Source organism: Pedobacter sp. 05L430, assembly GCF_056397585.1.
Map to the genome: position 1 here is coordinate 1 of NZ_JBFTNT010000045.1, position 25,014 is coordinate 25,014.

General features: G+C 36.7%; 23 protein-coding genes. 15 read left to right on the top strand and 8 right to left on the bottom strand.

Features of this window, described 5'->3' with window-relative positions:
• Nucleotides 1-348 precede the first annotated feature (348 nt).
• Complete coding sequence (locus tag AC1DG9_RS09630) at nt 349-2,433, top strand: response regulator (RefSeq protein WP_337717352.1); 2,085 nt, start codon at nt 349-351, stop codon at nt 2,431-2,433.
• On the opposite strand, the gene bcp is transcribed toward AC1DG9_RS09630, so the two are convergent.
• From bcp to AC1DG9_RS09650, 4 genes are all read right to left on the bottom strand, one after another.
• On the bottom strand, nt 2,425-2,883 hold the full coding sequence (gene bcp / locus AC1DG9_RS09635) for a thioredoxin-dependent thiol peroxidase (protein ID WP_172661200.1): 459 nt from the start codon (nt 2,881-2,883) through the stop codon (nt 2,425-2,427). The two genes, AC1DG9_RS09630 and bcp, sit on opposite strands and share 9 nt — an antisense overlap.
• A gap of 4 nt (nt 2,884-2,887) precedes the next feature.
• Entirely contained in the window at nt 2,888-4,609 is a 1,722-nt protein-coding gene (locus AC1DG9_RS09640; protein ID WP_337717354.1) for a M23 family metallopeptidase, read from the bottom strand.
• Nucleotides 4,610-4,614: 5 nt separating this feature from the next.
• The gene (locus tag AC1DG9_RS09645) at nt 4,615-5,226 is read right to left on the bottom strand and encodes a fumarylacetoacetate hydrolase family protein (RefSeq protein ID WP_288883595.1); all 612 of its coding nucleotides are present in this window, start codon (nt 5,224-5,226) and stop codon (nt 4,615-4,617) included.
• 89 nt (nt 5,227-5,315) lie between these two features.
• Nucleotides 5,316-5,837, bottom strand: coding sequence for a T9SS type A sorting domain-containing protein (locus AC1DG9_RS09650; RefSeq protein ID WP_246269574.1), 522 nt, complete (start codon nt 5,835-5,837; stop codon nt 5,316-5,318).
• Between the two features lie 211 nt (nt 5,838-6,048).
• On the opposite strand from AC1DG9_RS09650, the gene AC1DG9_RS09655 reads away from it, so the two are divergent.
• Nucleotides 6,049-8,001 (top strand): KUP/HAK/KT family potassium transporter, encoded by a 1,953-nt coding sequence (locus tag AC1DG9_RS09655; protein ID WP_288883594.1) that lies wholly within the window; start codon nt 6,049-6,051, stop codon nt 7,999-8,001.
• A 272-nt stretch (nt 8,002-8,273) separates the two neighbouring features.
• Here the strand turns inward: AC1DG9_RS09655 and AC1DG9_RS09660 are convergent, their stop codons facing one another.
• The 4 genes from AC1DG9_RS09660 to yihA are packed head-to-tail and all read right to left on the bottom strand — an operon-like array spanning nt 8,274 to nt 13,508.
• Complete coding sequence (locus tag AC1DG9_RS09660) at nt 8,274-10,229, bottom strand: amino acid permease (protein ID WP_337717356.1); 1,956 nt, start codon at nt 10,227-10,229, stop codon at nt 8,274-8,276.
• Between the two features lie 55 nt (nt 10,230-10,284).
• The gene (locus AC1DG9_RS09665) at nt 10,285-12,000 is read right to left on the bottom strand and encodes a M3 family oligoendopeptidase (protein WP_172661195.1); all 1,716 of its coding nucleotides are present in this window, start codon (nt 11,998-12,000) and stop codon (nt 10,285-10,287) included.
• A gap of 2 nt (nt 12,001-12,002) precedes the next feature.
• Nucleotides 12,003-12,869 carry a UbiA-like polyprenyltransferase gene (locus AC1DG9_RS09670; RefSeq protein ID WP_172661194.1) on the bottom strand — a complete coding sequence of 289 codons (867 nt, stop codon included), beginning with the start codon at nt 12,867-12,869 and terminating at the stop codon, nt 12,003-12,005.
• Between the two features lie 9 nt (nt 12,870-12,878).
• On the bottom strand, nt 12,879-13,508 hold the full coding sequence (gene yihA, locus AC1DG9_RS09675; RefSeq protein WP_048907239.1) for a ribosome biogenesis GTP-binding protein YihA/YsxC: 630 nt from the start codon (nt 13,506-13,508) through the stop codon (nt 12,879-12,881).
• A 52-nt stretch (nt 13,509-13,560) separates the two neighbouring features.
• Here yihA and ubiE point away from each other — a divergent pair, with 52 nt between their 5' ends.
• The 13 genes from ubiE to murI form a co-directional block, all read left to right on the top strand.
• Nucleotides 13,561-14,292: a bifunctional demethylmenaquinone methyltransferase/2-methoxy-6-polyprenyl-1,4-benzoquinol methylase UbiE gene (gene ubiE, locus AC1DG9_RS09680; RefSeq protein WP_172661193.1), complete on the top strand. Its 732-nt coding sequence runs from the start codon at nt 13,561-13,563 to the stop codon at nt 14,290-14,292.
• On the top strand, nt 14,289-15,017 hold the full coding sequence (porT, locus tag AC1DG9_RS09685; RefSeq protein ID WP_172661192.1) for a type IX secretion/gliding motility protein PorT/SprT: 729 nt from the start codon (nt 14,289-14,291) through the stop codon (nt 15,015-15,017). Before ubiE ends, porT begins: the two co-directional genes overlap by 4 nt.
• Nucleotides 15,018-15,068: 51 nt before the next feature.
• Nucleotides 15,069-15,827: an SDR family NAD(P)-dependent oxidoreductase gene (locus AC1DG9_RS09690; RefSeq protein WP_172661191.1), complete on the top strand. Its 759-nt coding sequence runs from the start codon at nt 15,069-15,071 to the stop codon at nt 15,825-15,827.
• Nucleotides 15,828-15,846: 19 nt separating this feature from the next.
• Nucleotides 15,847-16,293, top strand: coding sequence for a GatB/YqeY domain-containing protein (locus AC1DG9_RS09695; protein ID WP_172661190.1), 447 nt, complete (start codon nt 15,847-15,849; stop codon nt 16,291-16,293).
• A gap of 110 nt (nt 16,294-16,403) precedes the next feature.
• Nucleotides 16,404-17,168, top strand: a complete 765-nt coding sequence (locus tag AC1DG9_RS09700) for an alpha/beta fold hydrolase (RefSeq protein WP_172661189.1) — start codon at nt 16,404-16,406, stop codon at nt 17,166-17,168.
• Nucleotides 17,168-17,830, top strand: coding sequence for a CBS domain-containing protein (locus tag AC1DG9_RS09705; RefSeq protein WP_172661188.1), 663 nt, complete (start codon nt 17,168-17,170; stop codon nt 17,828-17,830). The genes AC1DG9_RS09700 and AC1DG9_RS09705 overlap by 1 nt, the downstream gene beginning before the upstream one ends.
• A gap of 45 nt (nt 17,831-17,875) precedes the next feature.
• On the top strand, nt 17,876-18,757 hold the full coding sequence (locus AC1DG9_RS09710; RefSeq protein ID WP_172661187.1) for an NAD kinase: 882 nt from the start codon (nt 17,876-17,878) through the stop codon (nt 18,755-18,757).
• A 1-nt stretch (nt 18,758) separates the two neighbouring features.
• The gene (gene porG, locus AC1DG9_RS09715; protein ID WP_172661186.1) at nt 18,759-19,574 is read left to right on the top strand and encodes a type IX secretion system protein PorG; all 816 of its coding nucleotides are present in this window, start codon (nt 18,759-18,761) and stop codon (nt 19,572-19,574) included.
• A 19-nt stretch (nt 19,575-19,593) separates the two neighbouring features.
• Nucleotides 19,594-20,334, top strand: coding sequence for an isoprenyl transferase (locus AC1DG9_RS09720; protein ID WP_477634560.1), 741 nt, complete (start codon nt 19,594-19,596; stop codon nt 20,332-20,334).
• Nucleotides 20,335-20,397: 63 nt separating this feature from the next.
• A complete protein-coding gene (bamA, locus tag AC1DG9_RS09725; protein WP_048907230.1) occupies nt 20,398-22,938 on the top strand; it encodes an outer membrane protein assembly factor BamA in 2,541 nt (846 codons plus the stop codon).
• A 19-nt stretch (nt 22,939-22,957) separates the two neighbouring features.
• Complete coding sequence (locus AC1DG9_RS09730; RefSeq protein WP_172661184.1) at nt 22,958-23,488, top strand: OmpH/Skp family outer membrane protein; 531 nt, start codon at nt 22,958-22,960, stop codon at nt 23,486-23,488.
• A 45-nt stretch (nt 23,489-23,533) separates the two neighbouring features.
• A complete protein-coding gene (locus AC1DG9_RS09735; RefSeq protein ID WP_172661183.1) occupies nt 23,534-24,097 on the top strand; it encodes an OmpH/Skp family outer membrane protein in 564 nt (187 codons plus the stop codon).
• Between the two features lie 107 nt (nt 24,098-24,204).
• The coding region (gene murI, locus AC1DG9_RS09740) for a glutamate racemase (RefSeq protein ID WP_477634561.1) at nt 24,205-25,014 on the top strand (810 nt) is incomplete at its 3' end.

The following is a 25,014-nucleotide window of genomic DNA, read 5'->3' on the forward strand; positions in this document are numbered from 1 at the left end:
GGTATTGCAGGTGGAGCGATCTGGCCATTGATTTATGGCTACCTTAAGGATTATGCACATATGCATTTCCAGCTTGCCTTCTTTGTGAGTGTGCTACCTTGTTATTTATATATATGGTTCTTTGCCGTATACGGACATAAGATTAAATCTTAAGAATAAAGTATAAAGAAGAAAAAGGCTGTCCGAAAAGATAGCCTTTTTTTTGTGTTTATTCATTTATGACAATGGAAATAGGCTGTTTTTTGAACAAAATGAATGAGGCAAATAGGTGCCTTGTTCAGGTTAAAAGGATTATTTTTAAAAAAAATGTAAAAAATTAGGGTTTTACATTTGATTAAAATTCTAGTTATGCTTATTTCCTTGTTACGAAAGAAGCTCAATGATATATCTATATCCAGAAAACTATATTTTACCATTGGTATAATCACTTTTTTGGTTATAGTAGAGTTGTGCACTTTATGGTTCTCAATTACGACACTGTCAGCAGTTAGATCTTACGTCGGTGGGGAAGGACTATGGTCCAAATCGCAGAAGAATGCTATTCTGAACCTCAGGGAGTATGGCTACACTTATGATGAAAAGAATTATCACGCTTTTAAAGAATTTCTAAAGGTTCCTTTTGGTGATAAAATTGCCAGAATAGAAATGGGAAAGGCAAATCCTGATCTGGAGGCAGTAAGAGCGGGTTTTTTGCAAGGCAGAAATCATCCAGCCGATATTGATAATATGATTGGCCTCACCAAGAGATTTAGTAAGGTGTATTACTTGAATAAAGCCTTTGTTGCATGGCAAAAAGCTGAGCCGGTTTTAGATGAGCTTCTTACGATTGGTGAGGAACTTCATGCGTTGATTACGGCTCCAAAGATAGATAAGGAAAAGATAAAGATTTTGCTAAACGAAATTGAAAGACTTAATACTGAGCTTACCATTTTAGAAGATGGGTTTTCTTATACACTTGGAGAAGGCGCAAGATGGTTAGAAAGTATGGTGCTTAAATTGGTTCTGGCGCTTTCGATAACCATTGGTACAACTAGCATTGTTATTGCCATATCTATAAACAAAAGTATTAAAAAAGGCCTGGATGTTATCGTAGAGGGTGCCGAACTTGTAAAGAAAGGGCAACTTGACACCCGCGTAAAGATTTTTGCAAATGATGAAATTGGAAGGGTAGCTAATGCATTTAATGAAATGATTGAGACCTTGGAACATAAAGTAGCAGAATCAAAGGTTACGGAAGCTAAACTTGTAACTGAGCGGCATAGAGCTCAATCTTCTGAGAAAGCCAAGCACGTTTTCCTTGTAAATATGAGCCATGAAATAAGGACTCCTATGAACGGTATTCAAGGGTTTGCGAGCTATATTAGAGAGTCCCTGGTTGATAAAGAACATCTTGAGGCAATTGAGATGATTATAAAATCTGCCGATCATTTAATGAGGATATTAAATGACATTTTGGATTTTTCCGGGCTTGGTAATGAGGATGTTGATTTTATTAAACAACCGTTAAAAGTTAGGGATGTAATTAAAGATGCTTGTCTTTATGTGGAATCTAATGCCAAGTTTAAGAAAATTGGTTTAAGCTATTCTATAGGAACAAGAGTACCAAATATTTTTATTGGGGATTCTATCCGGCTCTCTCAAATTTTTGTGAACCTGGTATCCAATGCCATAAAATTTACAGAAAAAGGCGAGGTGGTTATTTCTGCAGATCTTATAGAAGAAACCAAGGAGAATGTGATTATTGAGTTCAGGATTAAAGATACAGGGATTGGAATCCCAATCGAAAAGCAACAGAAAATATTTGAGTTGTTTGAGCAGGGTACAAGTGGAACTTCACGTAAGTTTGGGGGGGTTGGTTTAGGATTGAGTATGGTTAAACGACTGGTTGAACTACAGAATGGAAAAATATTCTTGGAAAGTACCCCGGGAGACGGGTCTGTGTTTTATTTCAGAATGCCTTTTGTGAAAATAAATGATCGTGAAAAGGATAACCATATTCCTGCCGGACCTGATACTGGAGAAGAGCCTGGAAGGGGAATCAAAGTGCTGATTGTTGAAGATAATCCAATTAATCAGCTTTTGGTTATCAAGGTATTGCAAAAGAGAGGATACGAAACCACAATTGCTCAAAATGGGAAAATAGGTATAGAAAAATATAAGAGCGAGGATTTTGATATTATTTTAATGGATCTGCAAATGCCGGAAATGGACGGATATGAGGCCACTAAATACATACGCCGGATGGGCGCAGAAAAAGCAGGTATTCCAATTGTGGCTATGACGGCCCATACCATACAGGGAGAGCTCGAGAAGTGCCTGGCAATTGGAATGAATGACTATGTTTCTAAACCTTTTAGTTCGGATGAACTAAATTTAAAGATTCAGCATCTTGTTGGAAGTAAGCATAAAGATGAAAAGTCTGTACTAAAGTAACTCTAAAACCTGTGCAGTTGAATTCTTAGTATCTACCTTTTTTATGATGTGCGAGATGAGGCCAGTTTCATCAATAAGGAAAGTAGTTCTATGGGTTCCCATATATTTCTTTCCATACATATTTTTTTCGCCCCAAACACCGTAAGCTTCAACAATTTTTTGATCAGTATCAGCAAGGAGTGTAAATGGCAAGCTGTGTTTTGTAACAAATTTTTGGTGTGATTTTTCGTCATCAACACTTACGCCCAATACTACAATTCCTTTGGCTGTTAGTCCCTGATAATTGTCTCTGAAATCACACGCTTCTGCAGTACAACCTGGGGTGTCATCTTTAGGATAAAAGTAGAGTACTACTTTTTTTCCGATAAATTGTGATAAGGAAACATTGTTGCCATCTTGGTCTTTCGCAGTAAAATTCGGGGCCTTTTGGCCTTCTTTTAATTCACTCATAATGCTATTTATAAAAAGAAATTGAATAATTTTTGATGTTGTCTTTCATATCTGAAACAATCACCTCCAGCATATGTTTGCCCGGAGGCGTAGTGTCATCAAATGTATGCCATAAAGAAGCTGTTTTGGTGTCAAACTCCATTAATACCCATCTTCCGTCAATATAGCCATTAAAGCTCTTAATTCCGGATAAGTTATCTCTGATTTTGAATGACATTTTACTTATTCCAGCCATGCTTTTCCCATCTGATATATTTAAGGGGATTATGCTTGGTGGAATAGTGTCTATGGCTATAAAGAAGCTTCCAAAGGTGCGTGGTTTGGCTTTTACATATCCATTTTCATAATATCCGCCTTGTGACGATCTTGAAGTACTTACGATAAGGGCCTTTTCTTTGTACTTGTTAATTGAACTGTCTGCTTTAATCCATATTTCAAATCCCGAATGCAATGGAGTTAAAGGGTTATGAATCTGATGTATATTCGAGAATGCATTTGTTAACGGTTTTGGTAAGGTCTTGTATATAAGGTTAAGATCATTATAGAGCGTGCCCTTTGGAAGGATTACCTTTACATCTGGGTTGTTAAATTCATTGAGCGTAGCATATGAATAATGAGTACCTGCAGAGGGCTCAGGGCTGTTTATTATAGCTTTTTCATCGGCCTGCACATTGAATGACAGAACACTTTTATTGCCCGTTGCGTCTGATATAATATACTTTACCTGATGTAGCTTGCCGTCAGTGAATTCTACCCGGCCATTATTTATCAGATTGCTGTAGATATTTAAAGGATTGCCTGGATCAACAAAACTTTTCTGAATATTTCTTTTAGTGTTTATAAACGTTGGATAATCTATATGCGAGTTGATTCCCCTGCTATTATCAAACTGAAATTTTTCAAGAGCCGAAGTATAAATAGGTTTGCCATCTATCTCGAGCTGAATAGAATAAACACCATTTGTTCCCGAAGCACCGTTGTGTTTGTCGGTGGCAACAATACCAAAGCCAACCTCACCGCTTAAATTGATTGTGGTTACTTTGTTAAGGTGGTAATTGCCGGGGGCTCCACTAATCTGAAAGTATTGTTTAGGTGTAAATTCGTTAAATGGTTTCTTATTTAAACGATAAACATACATGGAATAAAGCACAGGGGGGATGTTGTCTGGTATTTCTAGACCAAATAGCTGCGGATTGATTGTAGCTTCTGTTTTAGTGTCTCTGATCTCAAAATGAAGGTGAGGGCCACCCGAGCTTCCTGTATTGCCAGAATAAGCAATAACATCTCCCTTGTGCACTGGTATAAGCAGTGAGTTAGGAAAGGAGTCGACTTCATAACTCTTCTTTTGATATTGAATGGTTTTTACTTGTTGTGCTATTTTAGGGCTAAAGCGTTGAAGATGGCCATAAACAGAAGTGTAACCATTTGGATGATTAATGTAAAGGGCAAGGCCGAAGCCGCTGTTCTGTACCCGAAGCCTGGAGATATATCCATCTGCAATGGCATATACGGGGTAGCCTTCTCGTTGATTGGTCCGATAGTCCATGCCAGAATGAAAGTGGTTAGCCCTTAATTCTCCAAATGAGCCGGCCAGAGCCGGTGGTGTAATGTCTAGAGGAGCCCTGAAATCCACTAGTGGGTATTTGTTGCCGCTGAATACTTGTTGTCCTTTTAAGCATACTACTGAAAGAGCAACAAGTATTAGTGTTAAGTTCAGTTTAATCATCAATGCTATTTTATATCGAAATTAAGTAGTTGCTGACCCGCTAACCACGCCTCTAATTTATCACCTGGCAGAACTTTACCAACGCCTTCCGGCGTACCGGTAAAAATAAGATCACCTTTTTTTAATGTAATGTATTTAGATACAAAGGCAATTATTCTCTCAAACGGGAAGAGCATATTTTTAGTATTGCCAATTTGCCTGGTCTCATTGTTGATTTTTAGCTCGAAGTCGAGGTCATATATGTTTGTGAATTGGGTTTTAGGAACAAAAGTACTTATGACAGCAGAATTGTCGAAAGCTTTGGCTAACTCCCAGGGTAAACCTTTCTCTTTATGTAGCGTCTGGATATCTCGCGCAGTAAAATCTATGCCGAGGCCCATTTCCTCATAATAATTGGGAGCGAACTTTTCAGAAATATGTTTGCCTTCTTTACAAATTTTCAAAACCACTTCAAGTTCGTAGTGTATGTCTGAAGAAAAATCTGGTATATAAAAAGGTTTGTTGTCTTTTAATACTGCGGTATCTGGTTTTAGAAATATAACCGGATTTTCCGGCGTTGGGTTATTTAGCTCTTTAATATGCGCGGCGTAATTACGGCCTATAGCGATTACCTTCATTTGTATTATGTTTTGTGAATAACACTAACCGCTGCTAAATTATACATTCTATACAGACGAAACAATTAGGAAGATTGATTAAATGTTGACTATAAAACTGAAATGCGTTTTACTACTGTTTCAGACCCTGCTACTATTTTTAAAAAATAGATACCTGGATTTAAACGATTGGGGATAGTATAGCTTTTGGTTTGTTCCCCAGAGGAAATGCGCTCATTTGAAAGCGTTACAACTTCATTGCCCAGCAAATCCATAATTTTAACAGAAAGATTTGACTCACGATCAAGTCTTAGCATTAAATTTACCTGATCGTCAACAGGATTAGGATAAACTTTTAAAACAGTAAGGATTTTATCTTGTTTAGTTTGAGTGGTTGGAACAACTTTTGCATTAGAGATCACATCATTATATTGTATAAATCCTAAGTTGTATTTGGGCTTGTACGTTGGTATGTTGACCTTGATTTGTGGTGTTTTGTTAATTCTCTTTGCCCTGGCACTGTTTATTGTACTGTCAGACTTTTGCGCAAAAACATTAACGCTGCCAAAGACACCCATGCAAATTATGCAGGAGATATGAAAGAGAAGCGCTATTCTGTGTTTCTTGCTCATGTTTGGTATTGCCAAAAATATAAATAATAAAACAAAAAAATCAATCATTTTGTTCAATAAAAAAATATTTAACAATATTTAACAAGTATTAACGTTTGGAGACCCTAAAGTTGTGGCGTAAATACCACATGTTGGGGTTCAAAAAAATCAGAAAACAATGCATTTACATAAGAATTACTGTAATTTTACCCACCAAAACAAAATAAGATAAGTGTCGAGTCAAAAGAATTTAAGTGCGCTCACCGCAGGAGGTTTACTTGTAAGTTTAGGGATCGTATACGGTGATATTGGAACTTCTCCTCTCTATACCTTAAAAGCCATTTTTAATTCAGTGGTTAATGGTGGGCAAAATGTTGATGTAAATCTTGTGCTTGGTGCTTTGTCTTGTATCATATGGACTTTAACCTTGCAGACTACTGTAAAGTATGTTGTTATTACATTAAAAGCGGATAATAAGGGTGAGGGTGGTATTTTTTCTTTATACTCCCTTGTTCGTAAAAATGCAAAGTGGCTTGTTATTCCTGCAATCATAGGTGGTTGTGCTTTGTTGGCTGATGGTATCATTACGCCAAGTATAACAGTTACCTCTGCTGTTGAAGGCTTGCAATTGAAATTTCCTTCTGTATCGGTAATTCCTATAGTTCTTGCTATCATTACTGCATTGTTTGTAATACAACAATTCGGGACTGATTTGGTAGGAAAGCTATTTGGTCCAGTTATGTTTCTGTGGTTTAGCACACTTGGATTATTAGGTCTTCTTTATGTTGTGCAGGATTTAAGTATTCTAAGAGCATTAAATCCATATTACGCTTATGAACTGTTGGTGAATAATCCGATGGCTTTATTAATATTAGGAGGGGTGTTTTTATGTACTACAGGAGCCGAGGCATTGTATTCAGACATGGGGCATTGCGGAAGAAAAAACATTCGCGTTAGTTGGGTTTTTGTAAAAACAACCTTGATTTTTAATTACCTTGGACAAGGTGTTTGGGTGTTGCAACATGGCAATTACAACACCACTTTGAATCCCTTCTTTGAAATAGTACCATCCGAATATCTGTTGTTTATGGTTGCACTTGCAACTTGCGCAGCGGTGATTGCCAGTCAGGCGATGATTACTGGTTCTTTTACTTTAATATCTGAAGCAGTAAGGTTAAATCTTTGGCCAAAAGTTAGAATCAATTATCCAAGTAATCAAAAGGGACAGATTTATGTTCCTTCTATTAACTGGATTCTTTGGGCGGGCTGTATCGGAATTGTATTGATATTTAAAAGCTCAGGGGCAATGGAAGGCGCTTATGGTTTGGCTATAAACCTAACCTTTCTTTCTACTACGATATTGATTGCAGCTTATATGAAGCGTAAAAAGGTTCCGATATATGTAATTGGAACTTTTTTAGTAATTTATATTTTACTCGAACTTACCTTCCTGATAGGAAATATGGCGAAGTTTTTCCATGGAGGTTGGGTAACGGTATTGATTGGATCTGCGTTGTTTACTGTAATGTGGAGTTGGTATGTTGCCAGGAAGATAAAAAACCGGTTTGTTAAATATGTTGAAATAGAGGATTATTTTGAGATAATAAGTGAACTAAGTAGTGATATTTCCGTTCCAAAATATTCTTCCCAATTGGTATACCTTACCAGTGCCAATTTTAAAACAGAAATAGAATCAAAGATTATTTACTCAATTATCCAGAAAGAACCCAAGCGAGCTGATGTTTATTGGCTCGTGCATGTTGACGTTGTTGATGAACCATTTACCCGGGATTATAAAGTAGAATTCCTGATTCCGGGAAAGCTTATCCGTATTGATTTTAAGCTCGGATTTAGGGTGGAACAAAGAGTTAATCTTTTATACCGAAAAGTGATTGAAGATCTGGTGAAAAATGGTGAGGTTGATATTACAAGCCAGTATACGTCTTTAAATAAACATAAGATTGCTGGTGACTTTAGATTTGTACTCTTAGAAAAACATCTATCTAAGTTTTCTAAACTGAGTTTCTATGAGCGCTCAATAATGGACTACTACTTTGTGTTGAAGCGTTTGAGCTTATCCGAAGAGCGAAGTTTTGGCCTTGACTCAAGTTACGTGGATGTAGAGAAAGTTCCATTAATCTTTGTAACTCCTGATGATATAGAGCTTAACAGGCTTCCGGTTTAATTGCACAAAAAAGGCTCCGGGGAGGAGCCTCTATTGTCGGCCTTCCAACCAGACAATTATAGGGATAATTAGGAGGGCAATTTAAATGGTAATCAAGTCCTTGAATACCATTTGTTTTTTACAATTATAAATGTAGAGATATATTCTCAAATTGTGGAATTATTTTTAATAAATATTTTTTTATTTTGAAAATATTGTATCGTTGGGCAATATTTTCTACAGTTTAAGAGAGTAAGGGTATTAAAAAAGGCTGCAATTGCAGCCTTTTTTATTTATATGTTGTTTTCTTTAAGTCTGAGTTTGCTGTGCTTAAAGCCATATAAGAAATAGACAAATAGACCGACAATCAACCAGATCCCGAATCCTATCCAATTGGATATACCCAATTCACACATCATATAGAGACAACTTATTAAGCCCAAAACAGGAATAAGAGAAAGATTTTTAGTAATGCAGTAGTAAATAATTACGAGGCAGATAAAAAAGAAAATCCACATAGGGATTTTGTGTTTAAAGAGTTTCCACCCACTTTCATACTTCTTTTCCAGGGCTAGCTGTGAATTGTTTATGAACTGCTCATACTGTTTGGAGGATAGCTGATTTAAATACGCTTCTGAATCTGTGTTCTTCTCAATAAGATTAGCTTTAGTTTGAGCAATTGCTATTTCTTTTTTAACTATGCCGAGCTCATTTTCATTTAAAGCGGTAATAAAACTTACAGGATCATATATTCTTGGGGTATTGAAAATAAACGAGATAGTTTCTTTTTTGTAAAAGCTAAAACCAAAAAATAATGTACCGATGAATAAGAGAGGAACAATGAATTTAGAATTCATATATGGAATTCTGAATTTCCCTCTTTGAATATCTGGCTTGTTTTGTAAAACAAGAACTCCCGCACATACCAGCACAAATGCAAACAATGTACCAATAGAGCAAAGATCTGTTACAATGGTAAGGTTCATGAAAAGTGAAGGAATTGCCACCACAAAGCCCACTACGATGGTAGCAAAAGATGGGGTGTGGTATTTAGGGTGGATCTTTGAAAATGATTTCGGAAGCAGGCCATCGCGGCTCATGCTCATCCATATTCTTGGCTGACCCATTTGAAACACCAAAAGTACGCTTGCCATAGCAAATACTGCGCTTACGGCTATTATTCCACTCATTAGCTTCAAATCTATCTGGTCAAAGACAAATGCAAGTGGGTCGCCAACGGCAAGTAATTTGAAGTTAACGATCCCTGTAAGCACAAGTGCAATTGCTACATATAGAATTGTACAAATGATAATCGCCCACATCATTCCCCTTGGTAAGTCTCTTTGGGGATTTCTGCATTCCTCGGCAGTCGTAGAAATGGCGTCAAAGCCTATGTATGCAAAAAAAACTGCTGATACTCCCTTTAATACTCCTGATACTCCATTGGGAGCAAAGGGATCCCAATTACCAGTGTCAACATAAAAAACACCTACTGCAAGTACTAGTAAAATAACTGCTAGTTTTACAATAACCATTGCATTACTTGCATTTCTAGATTCTTTCATTCCTCTGTATACCAGCCAGGTAATAAAAATGATAATACCCAGAGCGGGTAAGTCCGCTACAAGATGAAAGCCCCCAATTTGTGGGGCTGTTATCCAGGCATTGTTTGCTATTCTTGTTGCGTCATCCAGATTTGCGTAGTTTTTTCCTGCGTTCACAAGTGCTTCAGCATGTGCATGACCATTATATGCGGTCAGATAGTCCATTGTAGTCCAATCAGGCAGGTGAATGCCATTTATGCCAAATGCAGGTATTCGTATGGAGGAGAGGAGTCCGGTAAAATAATCGGACCAGGATATAGCAACAGTTATGTTTCCAATAGCATACTCCATAATGAGCGACCATCCAATGATCCAGGCTACCAGTTCACCAAACGCAACATATGAATAGGTATATGCGCTTCCAGATACAGGAACCATTGAGGCAAATTCTGCATATGCAAAAGCAGCAAAACTACAAGCAATGGCAGTAAATATAAAAAGGAATATTACCGCAGGGCCACCGTCGGCACTTGCTTTGCCAATTGTACTGAAAATGCCCGCCCCAATTATAGCGGCGATACCGAAAGCCGTTAAATCCCGTACACCAAGTGTTTTATGGAGCGAAGCTCCGTGATCACCATAGCCYTTTTCTGCATCTTCCAATATTTTGGCTATTGACTTTTTTCTGAAAAGTTTTTCAAACATACATTAGTGGTTAGGTTCGGTTTTGATATTCAAACTTAGATATTATGTGGTAAACTTAGCCTAATTTATGCAATTCATCTTTTACAAATGATGCCAGCTCCTCAATGTAGTTTAAGCTGAAATCAAATTTAATTCCCGCAGTTTCGTAAATTTCATTGATGGGTTTGGTATATCCTAATGATAGTGCTGCAAGGTATTGCTCCAATGCTTGTTCAGGATTTTCCTTGTAATTTTTCCAGATCGCTATTGCTCCTAATTGTGCAATAGCATATTCAATATAATAAAAAGGGACTTCGAAAAGATGCAGTTGTTTTTGCCAAATATTCCCGAACTCTTGTTCCAGGCCATCCCAGCTAGCAAATCCGCTACCAAAACGTGTATATATTTGCTTAAAGGCTTCCTCTCTGTCAGCGGCATTATGACCAGAATTGGTATAGATCCAATGTTGGAACTGATCTATAACAGCAACCCATGGCAAAGTTTTTAGCACATCGGCAAGCTGCTCTTTTTTTGCCCTGATGAGATCCTCTTCATTATCAAAATAGATGTTCCAGTTATCCATTGAAATGAGTTCCATGCTCATTGAAGCAAGTTCTGCGACCTCCGAAGGACAGTGTTTAAAGTCATTTAATTCCAGATTTGCAGTAAGGAAGGTATGTATGGCATGGCCGCCTTCATGGACCATAGTAGTTAGGTCTCTTAGCGAATTGGCAGAGTTCATGAAAATAAAAGGTGCGCCGGTTTCTGCAAGAGGATAGTTATAACCACCTGGTGCTTTTCCTTTTCTGCTTTCTACATCAAAAAGGTTGTTAGCTTTCATAATGGAAAGCATCTGGCCCAATTTAGGGTTAATGGCATTAAAGCAGTCGATACTTTTATCAATTAACTCTTTTCCATTTTTAAATGGTTTTAAAGCTGGTTTTCCAGTGGGGCTTACCTCCATATCCCATGGCTTTAATTCATCAATTCCAAGTAGTTCAGCTCTTTTTTCCGCCTGTTCCTTTAGGATGGGAACAATTTGCTTTTCAATAGCTTCATGAAAATGGTAACAATCCTGCGGCGTATAATCAAAACGGCCAAGCGCCTGGAACATATAATCTCGATAGTTCTCGAAACCAGCATTTACTGCTACCTGATGGCGCATAACTATCAACTCATCAAACAAAATGTTTAATTCATCCTTATTTACGAGGCGACGTTGTTGTATGGTTTCCCATGCCTGTTGTCTTACACTTCTATCCGTATCTTTAACAAAGTTGGCTGCTTGTTCCAGTGTATATTCCTTGTCGTTGATCATCACGCTCATTGCCCCGGTTATTGCCTGATACTTTTGCTGAGTTACCTGAAGTTTAGTTAAGAGTTCTACATTTTCTTCGCGATAAATCTCTAAAGCTTTTCTGATTGCTCTGATGTAGACAAAATATTTATCATGGTCCAGTTCATCAATAAACGGACTATCGTTAAATTTTTGGTTAAGCTGATTCGCTATTGGCGAAATTTTAGGTTCAATTTCGGTAGCAAAATATTGGAAATCTTTTACTAAGGTCTCATTACCAGTATCACAGCTCATTTTAATATATCGCCATGCAAAATCCTCTTCAAGAGCAGCTTCTAATTCACTTTTGTCCTTTAACCATTGTTCTAAATCATTTACATTGTCTATTGGACGAGCCAATAGCTCATTAAGTATGGGTTCAAGATTGTCCCATTTCATTTCCAGATTTTGAGGGATATAGATTCTTTTCTTTTTAGGTATGGTAAGGTTAATCATAATTAGAAATTAAAATTGGTTCTTAAGAAGGCATCAATTAAAAAACAAATGGCAAATATCACTGAAGCAAAACCATTTGTGGTGGCGAATGCTTTATTTACTTTACTGATGTCGTTAGGTTTTACGAGTAAGTGCTGATAAGTTAGCATAAAGCAAAAGAATGCTACGCCTACATAATAAACCCAGCTGAATGTAGTAAACATTACCGGTAGGATTACGCAAAGTGCGGAAAAGACATGCAATACTACCGAAAGATTTAAGGCATTTTTGATTCCCATTGCTGCCGGGATAGAATGTAGTTTTTCATTTCTGTCAAAATCTTCATCCTGTAAAGCATATATGATATCAAATCCACTAACCCAAAACAATACGGCAAATGAATAAAGAACAGGAACAATGTTGAATACCCCTGTTACTGCAATGTAGGCGCCAATGGGAGCAAGTGAAAGCCCCAGGCCCAATACCATATGGCACAATGCTGTAAATCTTTTTGTGTAACTGTAAAATAGTACTACAAAGAGGGCCACAGGCGAAAGATAAAAGCAAAGGCTGTTAATGAAGGCGGTAGTGGTAATAAAAAGAACGCAGTTAATAATTACGAATATTAATGCTTCATTAGCAGATATTTTACCTGCAGGAATGTCCCTCATTTGAGTGCGGGGATTTTTTGCATCTATGTTTCTGTCGAGGTACCTATTAAAGGCCATGGCTGCATTTCGAGCAAAAACCATGCACAGTAATACCAATGCCAGCAATAGCCAGTTAAATGGATTTGGAGTAGTAGTTACCCCAAGAAAAAAGCCTATCAGTGCAAAAGGCAAAGCAAAAATAGAGTGGGCAAATAATACCAGTGAAAAATACTTTTTCATTAACTTTTATTAAAAATCTTCTTTAGGGGTTAAAATGGGCATTACAAAATCTAGGTTAACCTGATCGATAAAATCTAAAACCTGATCTCTACCGGTGCTTTTCTCTGCAGAAGTTACAAAGTATGGGGGGATTTCTTCAAACCATCCTTTTAGTGCTTTTTTAAATGCCGAAACATTCTGATCGGTCTTTACCGCGCTTTGTTTATCTGCTTTGGTAAACACAAGTGCAAAAGGAATTTGGATCTCTCCCATCCAGCAGCAAAATTCAAGATCTATTTTTTGTGGTTCAAGCCTGCTATCTATTAATACAAAAACACATTGTAAGCTCTCACGCTTTGTGATGTAATTTCGTATAAATTTTTCCCAATTCTCGCGACTGCTTTTAGATACTTTGGCGTAGCCATAACCTGGTAAATCGACAATATACCACTTCTCATTAATCAGGAAATGGTTTATTAATTGGGTTTTACCTGGCCTTTGTGAGGTTTTTGCTAATCCATGTTGATTAACAAGCATGTTGATTAACGAGGATTTTCCAACGTTTGAACGTCCAATAAATGCATACTCTGGCATATTGGCAACAGGCAGCGCTGAAACCTTTGTATTACTACAAATAAATGTTGCTGATTTTATAATCATTTGACAAAGGTAGAAAATTAGTTTTCAACAATACTTATCTTTGCTGCGTACCATGAACGAAAACATCACACCATACCAATCTGAAACGGCAACAAAGAAGGAACAAGTTGCCAGCATGTTTAATAATATATCAGGAACTTATGATTTTTTAAATCACTTTATGTCCTTAGGTATTGATATTATATGGCGTAAAAAGGCAATAAGGGAACTTAAGTCTATCAAACCACGCATCATGCTTGATGTGGCAACTGGTACAGGTGACTTTGCTTTTGAGGCAATAAAAATTTTAGCACCTGAGAAAATAATTGGAGTAGATATTTCTGAAGGCATGCTTGATGTTGCGCGTAAGAAAATTCAGGATAGAAATTTACAGCACGTTTTTTCTGTTCAGACAGGGGATTCGGAAGGATTACACTTTGGCGATGATCATTTTGATGCAATAACTGTAGCTTTTGGTGTAAGGAATTACGAAAATCTCGAGAAAGGACTTGCAGATATGTACAGGGTTTTGAAACCAGGAGGTAAAATTGTTATACTGGAGTTTTCTAAACCCAGAAAATTTCCGATTAAACAGGGGTATAATTTTTACTTTAAACATGTGACACCAATGCTGGGTAAGCTATTTTCTAAAGACAATAGAGCTTACTGCTATTTGCCGGAATCTGTAGCAGCATTTCCGGATGGCGAGGAGTTTACACGTTTAATGAATAAGGTTGGTTTTACAAACACCAGGGATAGACGCCTTACGTTTGGTATAAGTGCAATTTATACTGGGACCAAATGAAAATAAAATCAGGCTTACTTATTTTATGCTTATTCGCATGTGTGTCAGCCAGAGCCCAAAATTGGGGAGGTGGGGTAGATGATTCCAATCTCCATTTCGGATTTACATTTCAGTATCTTTCATCAGAGTATAAGATTCTAAAGAGACCGGATTGGAGAGAATTTAAAAATATACTTCCCGAAGATTTGGATCCGCCTAAATTAACCGGAATATCCTCTGATTCCTCTCCGGGCTTTGGAATTGGATTTGTCGTAAATAAACGACTGATCGAAAATGCCGATCTAAGATTTACACCAATACTGGTGTTTAATGATAGGGTGTTAACTTTTCACCATGACGAACTTAAAGATAACGTTGAACGGAAGATATCCTCAACGCTAGTGGAGTTCCCACTTGGAATAAAGCTGAAATCAGATAGGAGGAATAATTTTAGAGCTTATATGATCGGAGGAGCTAAATATTCAATGGATATTTCTTCAAAGAAAAAGACAAATAATGCGAATATAACTGACCCCGGAGAGAAGATGGTAAATAATGTACGGAACTATCTCTCATATGAAGCCGGATTGGGTTTCGACCTCTATTTCGAATATTTTAAAATGTCGCCAGAGATTAAATTATCCTACTCCTTCAACAGTGTTTTAAAGGATGAACCTAATCGCTATTCTTATCCAATTGATAAATTAATGCTGCGTCATGTGACATTCAGTTTATTTTTTGAGTAATGCTACTGCTAAAAAAATTATAGCTTTGCTTAATAATCAATAAAATCAGGGATGTCAAAAATTGCATTAATTACAGGAGCAACTTCAGGTATTGGGGCTGCTTGTGCGCATTTGTTTGCGGCTCAAGGTTATAACTTAATTTTACTAGGCAGAAGAGAACAGCTTTTAACAGAGGTATCTAAACATCTGGAAGATAAATATGCCGTTGAAGTTAAAAAGATAGTTGCAGATGTAAGGGATAATGAAGATTTATCTTATCGTTTAGAAACTTTACCACAACAATGGAAGAAAGTAGATGTATTAATTAATAACGCCGGCTTAAGTCAGGGGCTTGATCCAATAGATAAAGGTAATATTGATGATTGGGACACTATGATCGACACTAATGTTAAAGGTTTGCTATATACAACACGTATAGTTTCTAACTGGATGATTGCCCGGAAATCTGGTCATATTATAAATATTGGCTCTATCGCGGGTAAAGAAGTTTACCCTAACGGAAATGTATATTGTGCCACTAAACATGCAGTAGATGCTTTAAATAAAAGTATGAGAATCGACTTGTTGCCCCATGGCATAAAAGTTACCGCTATTAATCCCGGAATGGTTGAAACGGAATTCTCTAAGGTTCGGTTTAAAGGAGATGAGGGTAGAGCAAAAAAGGTTTATGATGGATTGGAACCTCTTGTCGCAAAGGATATAGCTGAAGCAATATGGTTTGTAGTGAGCAGACCTGCTCATGTAAATATAAATGACATGTTGATAATGCCAACAGCACAGGCAACAGGTACTATAATTAATAGAAAATAGAATACTAACAGAAAATCATATGATAGCTAATACAATAGATCAGGAAATAAAACAGGCAATGCTTGCAAAAGACCAGGCAAGGCTTAGAGGTTTAAGGGCAATAAAGGCAGCTTTGTTATTGGCGAAAACTGAGAAGGGATCATCAGAGGAAATTACCGAAGAAGCTGAACTTAAGATTTTACAAAGATTAATTAAACAGCGTAAAGAGTCGGCTGATATTTATAAACAACAAGGCAGAGAAGATTTGAGTACTGTAGAAGAAGAAGAAATTGAGGTAATCAGCAATTTTATGCCTAAACAACTAGACAGAGCTGAAATTGAAGCGGTGATTTCACAAATTATTAAGAACTCCGGTGCGAATTCTGTAAAGGAGATGGGTAAGGTAATGGGGTTAGCCAATAAGGAACTGGCAGGTAAAGCCGATGGTAAGTTAATTGCAGAGATTGTAAAAACACAATTGGCATAAATTGTGTTGCATTAAGCACATTAAGCCTTTTTCTTAAAATAATGTTTTAAAATTACATTAATTTAATTTTAGTCTACTAACTTAGTAGCATACCTTACAAAATATTCAATATGAGATACGAAGTAATAGAAGAAGATGGGTTTAAATATATAGAAGCTGGAAAAGGTGAGACCCTGGTATTACTTCATGGTTTGATGGGAGAACTAAGCAATTGGGAGGATGTGATTGATCATTTTAAAGAAAATTATCATGTCATTGTGCCAATTTTGCCCATTTATGAGCTCCCAATACTCACACTCGGGGTAAAAAGTTTATCTAAATACATTCACAGATTTATAAAATTCAAAAAACTCGGGCAGGTTGTTTTGATAGGGAATTCACTTGGTGGCCATGTTGGTCTTGTGTTTACAGTTTCTCATCAGGAACATGTAAAGGCACTTGTATTGACCGGCAGTTCTGGATTATATGAAAATGCTTTTGGAGGATCATTCCCAAGAAGAGAGAGTTACGATTACATTAAGGAAAAAGTAGAATTTACTTTCTTCGATCCGGCAACCGCAACAAAAGAACTGGTTGATGAAGTTTATAAAAGTGTTAACGATCGTTCAAGAGTAATTAGAATTCTGGCATTGGCAAAATCTGCTATTCGTCATAATATGTCTAAAGACCTTTCCCGTATAACTATACCTGTTTCTTTAATCTGGGGTAAGCAAGATAAAGTAACACCACCGGAAGTTGCAGAAGAATTTCATCAACTTTTGCCGAATTCAGAATTGAATTGGGTAGATTTATGTGGCCATGCACCAATGATGGAGCGACCAGAGGTTTTTAATGATTATCTTGATAAGTTTTTAAATAGAATTTTACTTAAATAATGTTTGCATCTGAACTCATATCTAATTCAATACCACCGCTAAAGACGTCTGATTCGGTTCAGAAAGCTTTGGACAGAATGGCTGAGTTCAAATTATATCATTTACCAATTGTTAACGAAACCCAGTTTCTTGGATTAGTTGCTGAGGAAGAGTTAATTGAAGTTAGAGATGTTCAACAGCCTATTGGTAGTTTATCACTTTCCATCTTAAATCCATTTGTATTTGAAGATGTTCACGTTTATGACATCATAAGGTTGTTTAATCAGCTACACTTATCGGTAGTTCCGGTATTGGATTATAAAAAGAATTATTTAGGCCTGATATCAATAAACAGTCTTTTAGAGTACACCTCAAATATCTTTGCGGTAAAGGAATACGGCGGTATAATTGTTTTGGAAATAAGTAATAGGAACAATTCGTTGTCACATATGGCGCAGATTGTTGAAGCAGATAATGCTCAGATCCTCTCATCTTATGTGCAATCCTTCCCAGATTCTACCAGATTAGAAGTTACTTTGAAAATTAATAAAACTGACCTTTCAGGAATAATAGCTTCTTTTGAACGCTACGATTACCAGGTGAAGGCAGTATTTAACAGTACYATATCTGACAATGGTACAGAAGATAGATTTAATTCATTTATGAATTATTTAAATGTATAACCAGGGTTTATACAGATTCCATAACCGCAAAATGAAAATACATTAATGAAGATTGCAATTTACGGTAGAGAGTTCAATAATAGTGTATTGCCTTATGTGCAGGAAGTATTTAATGTTCTCGACAGTTATAAAAGCCCGATTCTGGTTTACGATAAATACCTTGATTTTGTAAAAGATAAAATCAAATTACCAGCCAATATGCAGGTTTTTACCTGTCACGACGATCTTCTGGGAGAAACAGATGTATTGTTGAGCTTAGGTGGTGATGGAACGCTGTTGGATACCTTATCATTAATCCGCGACTCAGGAATTCCTGTAATAGGAATTAATTTTGGCCGTTTGGGTTTTCTGGCAAGTATTAATAAAGATGAAATAAAGAAAGCCTTTGAGGCACTGCACAACCGAGAATTTACCTTGGATAAAAGGAGTTTGTTGAGCCTAACTTCTAAGCATGGATTGTTTGGTGATGAAAACTTTGCATTGAATGACATTACGATTCACAGAAGAGATAACTCGGCCATGATGATTATTCACGCTTATATGAACAATGAGTTCGTTAACTCTTATTGGGCAGATGGATTAATCATTGCTACACCAACAGGTTCCACAGCTTATTCATTGAGCTGCGGTGGTCCGATTATTTATCCAAGTTCACAAAACTTTGTTATTACGCCAATTGCACCTCATAATTTGAATGTAAGACCGGTGATTATTCCTGACGATGTGTCGTTAACTTTTGAAATTGAGGCAAGAAGCTCCAAATTTTTAGTTTCCTGTGATTCAAGAACAGAAACAGTGGACAAGTCTGTCAAAATAATACTGAATAAAGCCAGCTTTCATGTAAATTTAATCAGGCTTAATAACGAAACCTATTTAACAACTTTAAGGAATAAATTGCTTTGGGGCATAGATACCCGGAATTATTAGAATGGATAAGAAACAACTTGTTTATTTTCTTGCAATGTTTCTTTGTGGAATCAGTGCAAAAGCCCAGGTTTTTGAGGTGGGTGCAGTTGCTGGTGGAGCAGGTTATTTAGGAGATTTGAATCAAAACAAGCCGCTAAAAATAAGTGGAATCTCGGCAGGAGCTTTTGTGAAAGTAAATATAGATCCATATTGGGCAGTTGGGCTCCATTATACATATGGAAAGATAAAGGCGGATGATACAAAATCGGATAATGAACATTTCAGAAATAGGGGACTTAACTTCAGCACCGCATTAAATGAGGTGAGTCTGCAGGTAGACTTCAATTTTTTTGAATACTTTGCGGGAGGAGGCACCAAAAGATTCTCGCCATATATTTTTACAGGAATTGGAGGAGTATTGTATAATCCTACCGCCAGATACTCAGGTGTTGTGGGATTGGAAGATAAAAAATATAATTTGAGAGATTATCACACAGAAGGACAGAATGTATCTTACAGAAATTATGCACTAACGGTTCCTTATGGAGTAGGAGTAAAAGTAAAATTGAAAGAAAACTGGGGGTTATTTAGTCAGATCGGTTATAGAACAGCATATACTGATTATCTTGATGATGTTAGTGGCTTATATCCAAATATTGCGCATTGGAATAACGAGCCAAATGGAGATATAAGTAAACTGCTTTCAAACCCTTCAAATCCTACTTCTACTGATTTTCAATACACTCAAAGAGGAGATTTTAGAAAAAGAGATACATATATGTTTGTAGGTATTGGCATATCTTATACCTTTGTGTCCCAAAAATGTTATACATTTTAGGCATATTTGCAGGAAATTAATGGGATTTAAAGAACAAATCGACGTAACACGCTTACCAGAGCACATCGCCATCATCATGGATGGAAATGGGCGATGGGCAAAAAATCAGGGTAAATTCAGACACTTCGGTCATGAAAGTGGTGTGCTGTCTGTAAAAGATATTGTAGAGGGTTGCGCTGATATAGGAATAAAATATTTAACTGTTTACGCCTTTTCGACAGAAAACTGGAACAGGCCTATTGAAGAAGTTAATGCCTTGATGGAGTTGTTGATATCAACAATCAATCAGGAAACGGCTACTCTTAACAAAAATAACATCCGGTTAAATGCAATAGGTGACATTGCGTCGTTACCCCAAARATGTATTGATGACTTACGCAGTGCTATGGAAAAGACAGCGAAAAATACCCGTTGTACTTTAACATTGGCATTAAGCTATAGTGCTAAATGGGAGATCATTGATGCCGCTAAGAAACTGGCACAGAAGGTTAAAGACCAGAAATTAAATATTGAAGACATTAATGAAGAAAATTTTGCAGCTGAGTTAACAACAGTAAACATCCCTGATCCTGAACTCATGATCAGAACAAGCGGCGAGCATAGAGTGAGTAATTTTCTGTTATGGCAAATGGCTTATACGGAACTTTATTTTACTGAAACACTATGGCCCGACTTCAGGCGAGAAGACCTTTTTGAGGCTATTGTAGACTATCAAAAACGCGAACGCCGCTTTGGTAAAATTAGTGAACAATTGAACTAATTTTACTTTTAACACTTTTTAACATGTGTTTAAATTAACTTAGCATCGATTTTTAGATTGTAAATGAAAAGAATATATCAACTCATATTATTGTTATTGATTGGTTTACCAACAATGGCACAGATTACCCGACCGTCCAATACTGCACCACCTACCCTTAAAGTTAAGGGCCTGGACTTGGATTATTTTAATCCAAAAGAGTACATAATTGGAGGTACTACCCTTACCGGAACTCATTTCATTGACAAGGATGTAATCATTACTTTATCTAAATTGATAAAGGGAGAACGTATTGTATTGCCAGGTGAGGCAACAGCCAATGCAATTAAGACCTTGTGGGCTCAAGGCTTATTTGATGATGTGCAGTTAGATATTGCTAAAATTGTAGAGGACACTGTTTATTTTGACATTGAGGTGGTTGAACGACCGCGTTTAAGTTCATTTGAAATTAATGGCGTGAGTAAGTCCCAAAAGACTGACATCATGGAGAAATTAAATGAGAAAAGCGGAAAATCTATTATCAATGATAATTTATACAATTCAACAACTGCAACAATAAAGAAGTTCCTTTTAGGTAAGGGCTACTTTTTTACAACAGTAGAGTATAAAACAAAACCTGATCCAAGCTTGGAGAATGGAATGATTCTGCAGGTGTTTGTCGATAAGGGTCGAAAAGTAAAAGTTCATGAGATAAACTTTACCGGAAATAAGGATTTTTCATCTGCTAAACTGCGTAAGTTTTTAAAGAAAACAAAGCAACAGGCATTCTATAAAGTATTTGGCTCCGGAAAATTCAACAAGGAAAAATACGATGAAGATAAAGTAACGCTTATTGCCAAGATGCAGGATAAAGGCTATCGTGACGCTGTTATTCTTAAGGATAGTATTTTCCAGTATAGTGATAAAGCAATTGGTATCAATATCGATGTGTATGAAGGTCCTAAATATTACTTTGGTGATATTACCTGGGCAGGGAATGCTAAGTATACAACTGAGATCCTGGAAAAGACCTTTGGCATTGAAAAAGGAGAGGTGTTTAGTGAAGAAAAGCTTGAAAAGAAATTAAGAGGTAGTGCAAATGGGGATGATGTTTCAAGTATTTATCTTAACGATGGTTATTTGACTTTTAATGTTGATCCTGTACAAACCAAAATTCACGGTGATACTGTAGATGTTGAAATGCGTATTTATGAAGGACCTCAGTATACCAATAATCGTATTACTTTAAAAGGAAATACCATAACAAATGATAGGGTAGTATTAAGGGAGATTCGTACAAAGCCAGGAGAAAAATTCTCTAAGGATTTATTGATCCGTACTGTTCGTGAGATTGGTCAATTGGGTAACTTTGATGAATCTAAAACGGTTCCAACTCCTAAACCGAATCCGGCTGATGGTACAGTAGATATCGAATATGCTGTTGAAGAAAAACCTTCTGATCAGATTGAGTTATCTGGTGGTTTTGGTGGTGGTAACATTATTGGAACATTAGGACTTACCTTTAACAACTTCTCATTAAAAAACATATTTAATCTGGATGCTTACAAACCTCTGCCTAAAGGTGATGGTCAGAAATTAAGTCTTCGTGGACAAACAAATGGTAAGTATTATCAATCTTACAGTTTCTCTTTCTCTGAGCCTTGGCTTGGTGGTAAGAAACCAATCAGTTTTGGCGTAAGTGCATTTACATCATTACAATCAAATGGTTTGAAGGCTGCTGATAGCAGGTTCCAAAAGATTCGTTTAAATGGTGTGACTGTTAGTTTGGGTAGAAGGCTGAATTTCCCTGATAACTATTTCCAGCTAACACATGCTATTAATGTTCAGCAATATATCTTAAATAACTACCCAGGATATTTGTTTAGTACAGGAACTTCTTACAACCTTAACTTAACTCAAGAGTTAAGCAGGGACTCAAGAAATCATCAGATTTTCCCAACAGAGGGTTCGTACTTTAAGTTCACTATTCAGGCAACTCCTCCATACTCTCTTTTAAATAACATTAATTATGCAACGGCATCTGATAAACAACGTTATAAGTTTACAGAGTATCACAAATGGAAATTTGAGTCTCAGTGGTTCCAAAGATTGGCCGGCAAATTTGTTGTGATGGCACAAGCTCAGTTTGGTTTCTTAGGAACGTATAACTCGGCAGTTGGAGAATCGGCGTTCGAACGTTTTAAATTGGGGGGTGATGGTATGCAGGGATTTGATTTCTTGCAAGGTTCAGAAGTAATTAAGATGCGTGGATATGCAAATAATGCAGTAATTCCACAAGGATCTGATGCAACTATTGCGCAAAATTCAGGAAGTCCTATATTTACTAAATATGTTATGGAATTAAGATATCCAGTGATTGCAAGTCAACAAGCAACTGCGTTTATTGTAGCATTTGCCGAAGGTGGTAATACCTGGAACAAGTTTGGAGATTTTAATCCTTTTAACATTAGAAGGACTGCAGGTGTTGGTGCTAGAATATTTTTACCGATATTTGGAATGTTGGGAATTGATTATGGGCATGCCTTTGATAAAATTCCAGGAATTGTTGATGGTGGAAAACAAAATTTCACCTTCAGTATTGCACAACAGTTGGGAGGACTTTAATTAATTAATGCTTTTAGAAATGAAAAAATACTTTTTAATTTGCTTTTTGCTCTTTACCGGCTTTGGAGCATTTGCACAAAAGTTTGCTTACGTAGATACTGAATATATACTTAAACATTTACCTGAGTATAAATCTGCGCTGGATCAAATGAATGTGTTGTCTCAGCAATGGCAAGAGAAGGTTGATGCTAACTTTACTGAGATAGATAAGATGTATAAGGCTTACCAGGCAGATCAGGTATTGTTAACTGAAGATATGCGCAAAAGAAGAGAGAATGAAATCATTGAAAAGGAAAAAGCGGCTAAAGATTTTCAGCGCAAGATATTTGGTCCGGATGGAGATCTTTTCCAAACCCGTTCAAAATTGTTGAGTCCTATTCAGGATAAGGTTACAAAAGCCATTTCTGAAATAGCGAAAGTTAAACTCCTTGATTTCATATTTGATAAGAGTAGTGAAGCCACAATGATGATATACGCAAGCAGTACTTATGATGTAAGTAACGACGTTATTGTAAGATTGGGTTTCAAACCTGGAACGATGCTGAAATAAACACACAAATAGATAAATTAAAAACAATTATTAAGAAAAATAAAGATGAGAAAGTTAATGAACGCATTTTTTGTAACAGCTGGCTTATTGTTCACTGTCAACATCGCAAATGCACAACAAAAATTGGCACACTTGAATTCAGCGGCTATTATTGAAGCAATGCCTGAAGTTAAAACTGCCAGAACCACATTGGAGGCCTTTCAAAAAACGAAAACTGCTGATATTGATAAAATGATTTCTGAATACCAGACTAAACTTAAAGCGGCTCAGGACAAAGAAAAAACTATGAGCGAAGCTAACAAAGAAACTGTTGGTAAAGAATTACAAACAATGGGAGCTGAATTGCAGGATTTAGAGAAACGTATCACTGATGCAAGAACAAAAGCTCAACAAGAATTAGAAACAAAAAATGCAGAACTTTTTAACCCTATTCAGGTAAAAGCTGATGCTGCTATTAAGGCAGTCTCAAAAGAAAAAGGTTTTACATATGTATTTGATACTGCAAACCAGGGATTAGTGTACTGGGATGGTGGCGAAGACATTACACCTCTTGTTAAAACTAAGTTAGGTATTGCTGCCACTGCAACAACTCCTGCTCCTAAAAAATAGTGAAGATCAAACCTCTGTCACAACATTCGAAAGAAAACAGTTAGTAGAGGAAAAAATATTTAAATTGCGGGATTGAGTGATAAAACTCAATCCCGTTTCTTTTTGCAATGAATACTAAGCATTCCATTGGTGTTTTTGATTCAGGTTATGGTGGTTTAACTGTTTTTAAATCAATAGCCCAAAAACTACCTCAATATAACTATATCTATTTTGGTGACAATGCCCGTTCACCTTATGGAGATCATTCATTTGATACCGTATATCAGTATACCTTAGAGTGTGTGGAATGGTTATTTGCCCAGGGATGTCAATTGGTTATTCTGGCTTGCAACACGGCCTCAGCAAAGGCTCTTCGCTCGATACAGCAGAACGTATTACCTTTTAAATATCCTAATAATAGAGTTCTTGGAGTGATCAGGCCAACGGCAGAAATAGTAGGGGAGTTTACTTCTTCGAAAACTATTGGAGTCATGGGGACTCGCGGAACAATTAATTCCGAGTCTTATCTAATAGAGATTAATAAGTTTTTTCCGGAGGTAAAGGTTCTTCAACAAAGTTGCCCAATGTGGGTGCCATTAGTAGAGAACAATGAGCATTTGGATCGCGGGGCTGACTATTTTGTAGAAAAGTACATTAATGAATTGCTGGAGAAGGACCGCAAAATAGATTGTATTCTTTTAGCCTGTACACATTATCCCTTGCTTATTCCTAAAATAAAAGAAAAGCTTCCAGCGAATGTAAGTTTATTAGGTCAGGGTGATATCGTAGCAGACAGTCTGGTGTTGTATCTGAAAAATCATCCTGAGATTGAGTCAAAGATTGCAACACAGGGTAGCAAATCATTTTTTACTTCCGGAGATGAGAAGGTATTCAACAGGCACGCCTCCATTTTTTTTGGATCTGATGTTATTTCGTAT

Bases quoted from the DNA above. Each gene is read 5' to 3' on its own strand.
- AC1DG9_RS09630 (WP_337717352.1), top strand. From the start codon at position 349: ATGCTTATTTCCTTGTTACGAAAGAAGCTCAATGATATATCTATATCC.
- bcp (WP_172661200.1), bottom strand. From the start codon at position 2,883: ATGAGTGAATTAAAAGAAGGCCAAAAGGCCCCGAATTTTACTGCGAAA.
- AC1DG9_RS09640 (WP_337717354.1), bottom strand. From the start codon at position 4,609: ATGATTAAACTGAACTTAACACTAATACTTGTTGCTCTTTCAGTAGTA.
- AC1DG9_RS09645 (WP_288883595.1), bottom strand. From the start codon at position 5,226: ATGAAGGTAATCGCTATAGGCCGTAATTACGCCGCGCATATTAAAGAG.
- AC1DG9_RS09650 (WP_246269574.1), bottom strand. From the start codon at position 5,837: ATGAGCAAGAAACACAGAATAGCGCTTCTCTTTCATATCTCCTGCATA.
- AC1DG9_RS09665 (WP_172661195.1), bottom strand. From the start codon at position 12,000: ATGATTAACCTTACCATACCTAAAAAGAAAAGAATCTATATCCCTCAA.
- AC1DG9_RS09670 (WP_172661194.1), bottom strand. From the start codon at position 12,869: ATGAAAAAGTATTTTTCACTGGTATTATTTGCCCACTCTATTTTTGCT.
- yihA (WP_048907239.1), bottom strand. From the start codon at position 13,508: ATGATTATAAAATCAGCAACATTTATTTGTAGTAATACAAAGGTTTCA.
- ubiE (WP_172661193.1), top strand. From the start codon at position 13,561: ATGAACGAAAACATCACACCATACCAATCTGAAACGGCAACAAAGAAG.
- porT (WP_172661192.1), top strand. From the start codon at position 14,289: ATGAAAATAAAATCAGGCTTACTTATTTTATGCTTATTCGCATGTGTG.
- AC1DG9_RS09690 (WP_172661191.1), top strand. From the start codon at position 15,069: ATGTCAAAAATTGCATTAATTACAGGAGCAACTTCAGGTATTGGGGCT.
- AC1DG9_RS09695 (WP_172661190.1), top strand. From the start codon at position 15,847: ATGATAGCTAATACAATAGATCAGGAAATAAAACAGGCAATGCTTGCA.
- AC1DG9_RS09700 (WP_172661189.1), top strand. From the start codon at position 16,404: ATGAGATACGAAGTAATAGAAGAAGATGGGTTTAAATATATAGAAGCT.
- AC1DG9_RS09710 (WP_172661187.1), top strand. From the start codon at position 17,876: ATGAAGATTGCAATTTACGGTAGAGAGTTCAATAATAGTGTATTGCCT.
- porG (WP_172661186.1), top strand. From the start codon at position 18,759: ATGGATAAGAAACAACTTGTTTATTTTCTTGCAATGTTTCTTTGTGGA.
- bamA (WP_048907230.1), top strand. From the start codon at position 20,398: ATGAAAAGAATATATCAACTCATATTATTGTTATTGATTGGTTTACCA.
- AC1DG9_RS09730 (WP_172661184.1), top strand. From the start codon at position 22,958: ATGAAAAAATACTTTTTAATTTGCTTTTTGCTCTTTACCGGCTTTGGA.
- AC1DG9_RS09735 (WP_172661183.1), top strand. From the start codon at position 23,534: ATGAGAAAGTTAATGAACGCATTTTTTGTAACAGCTGGCTTATTGTTC.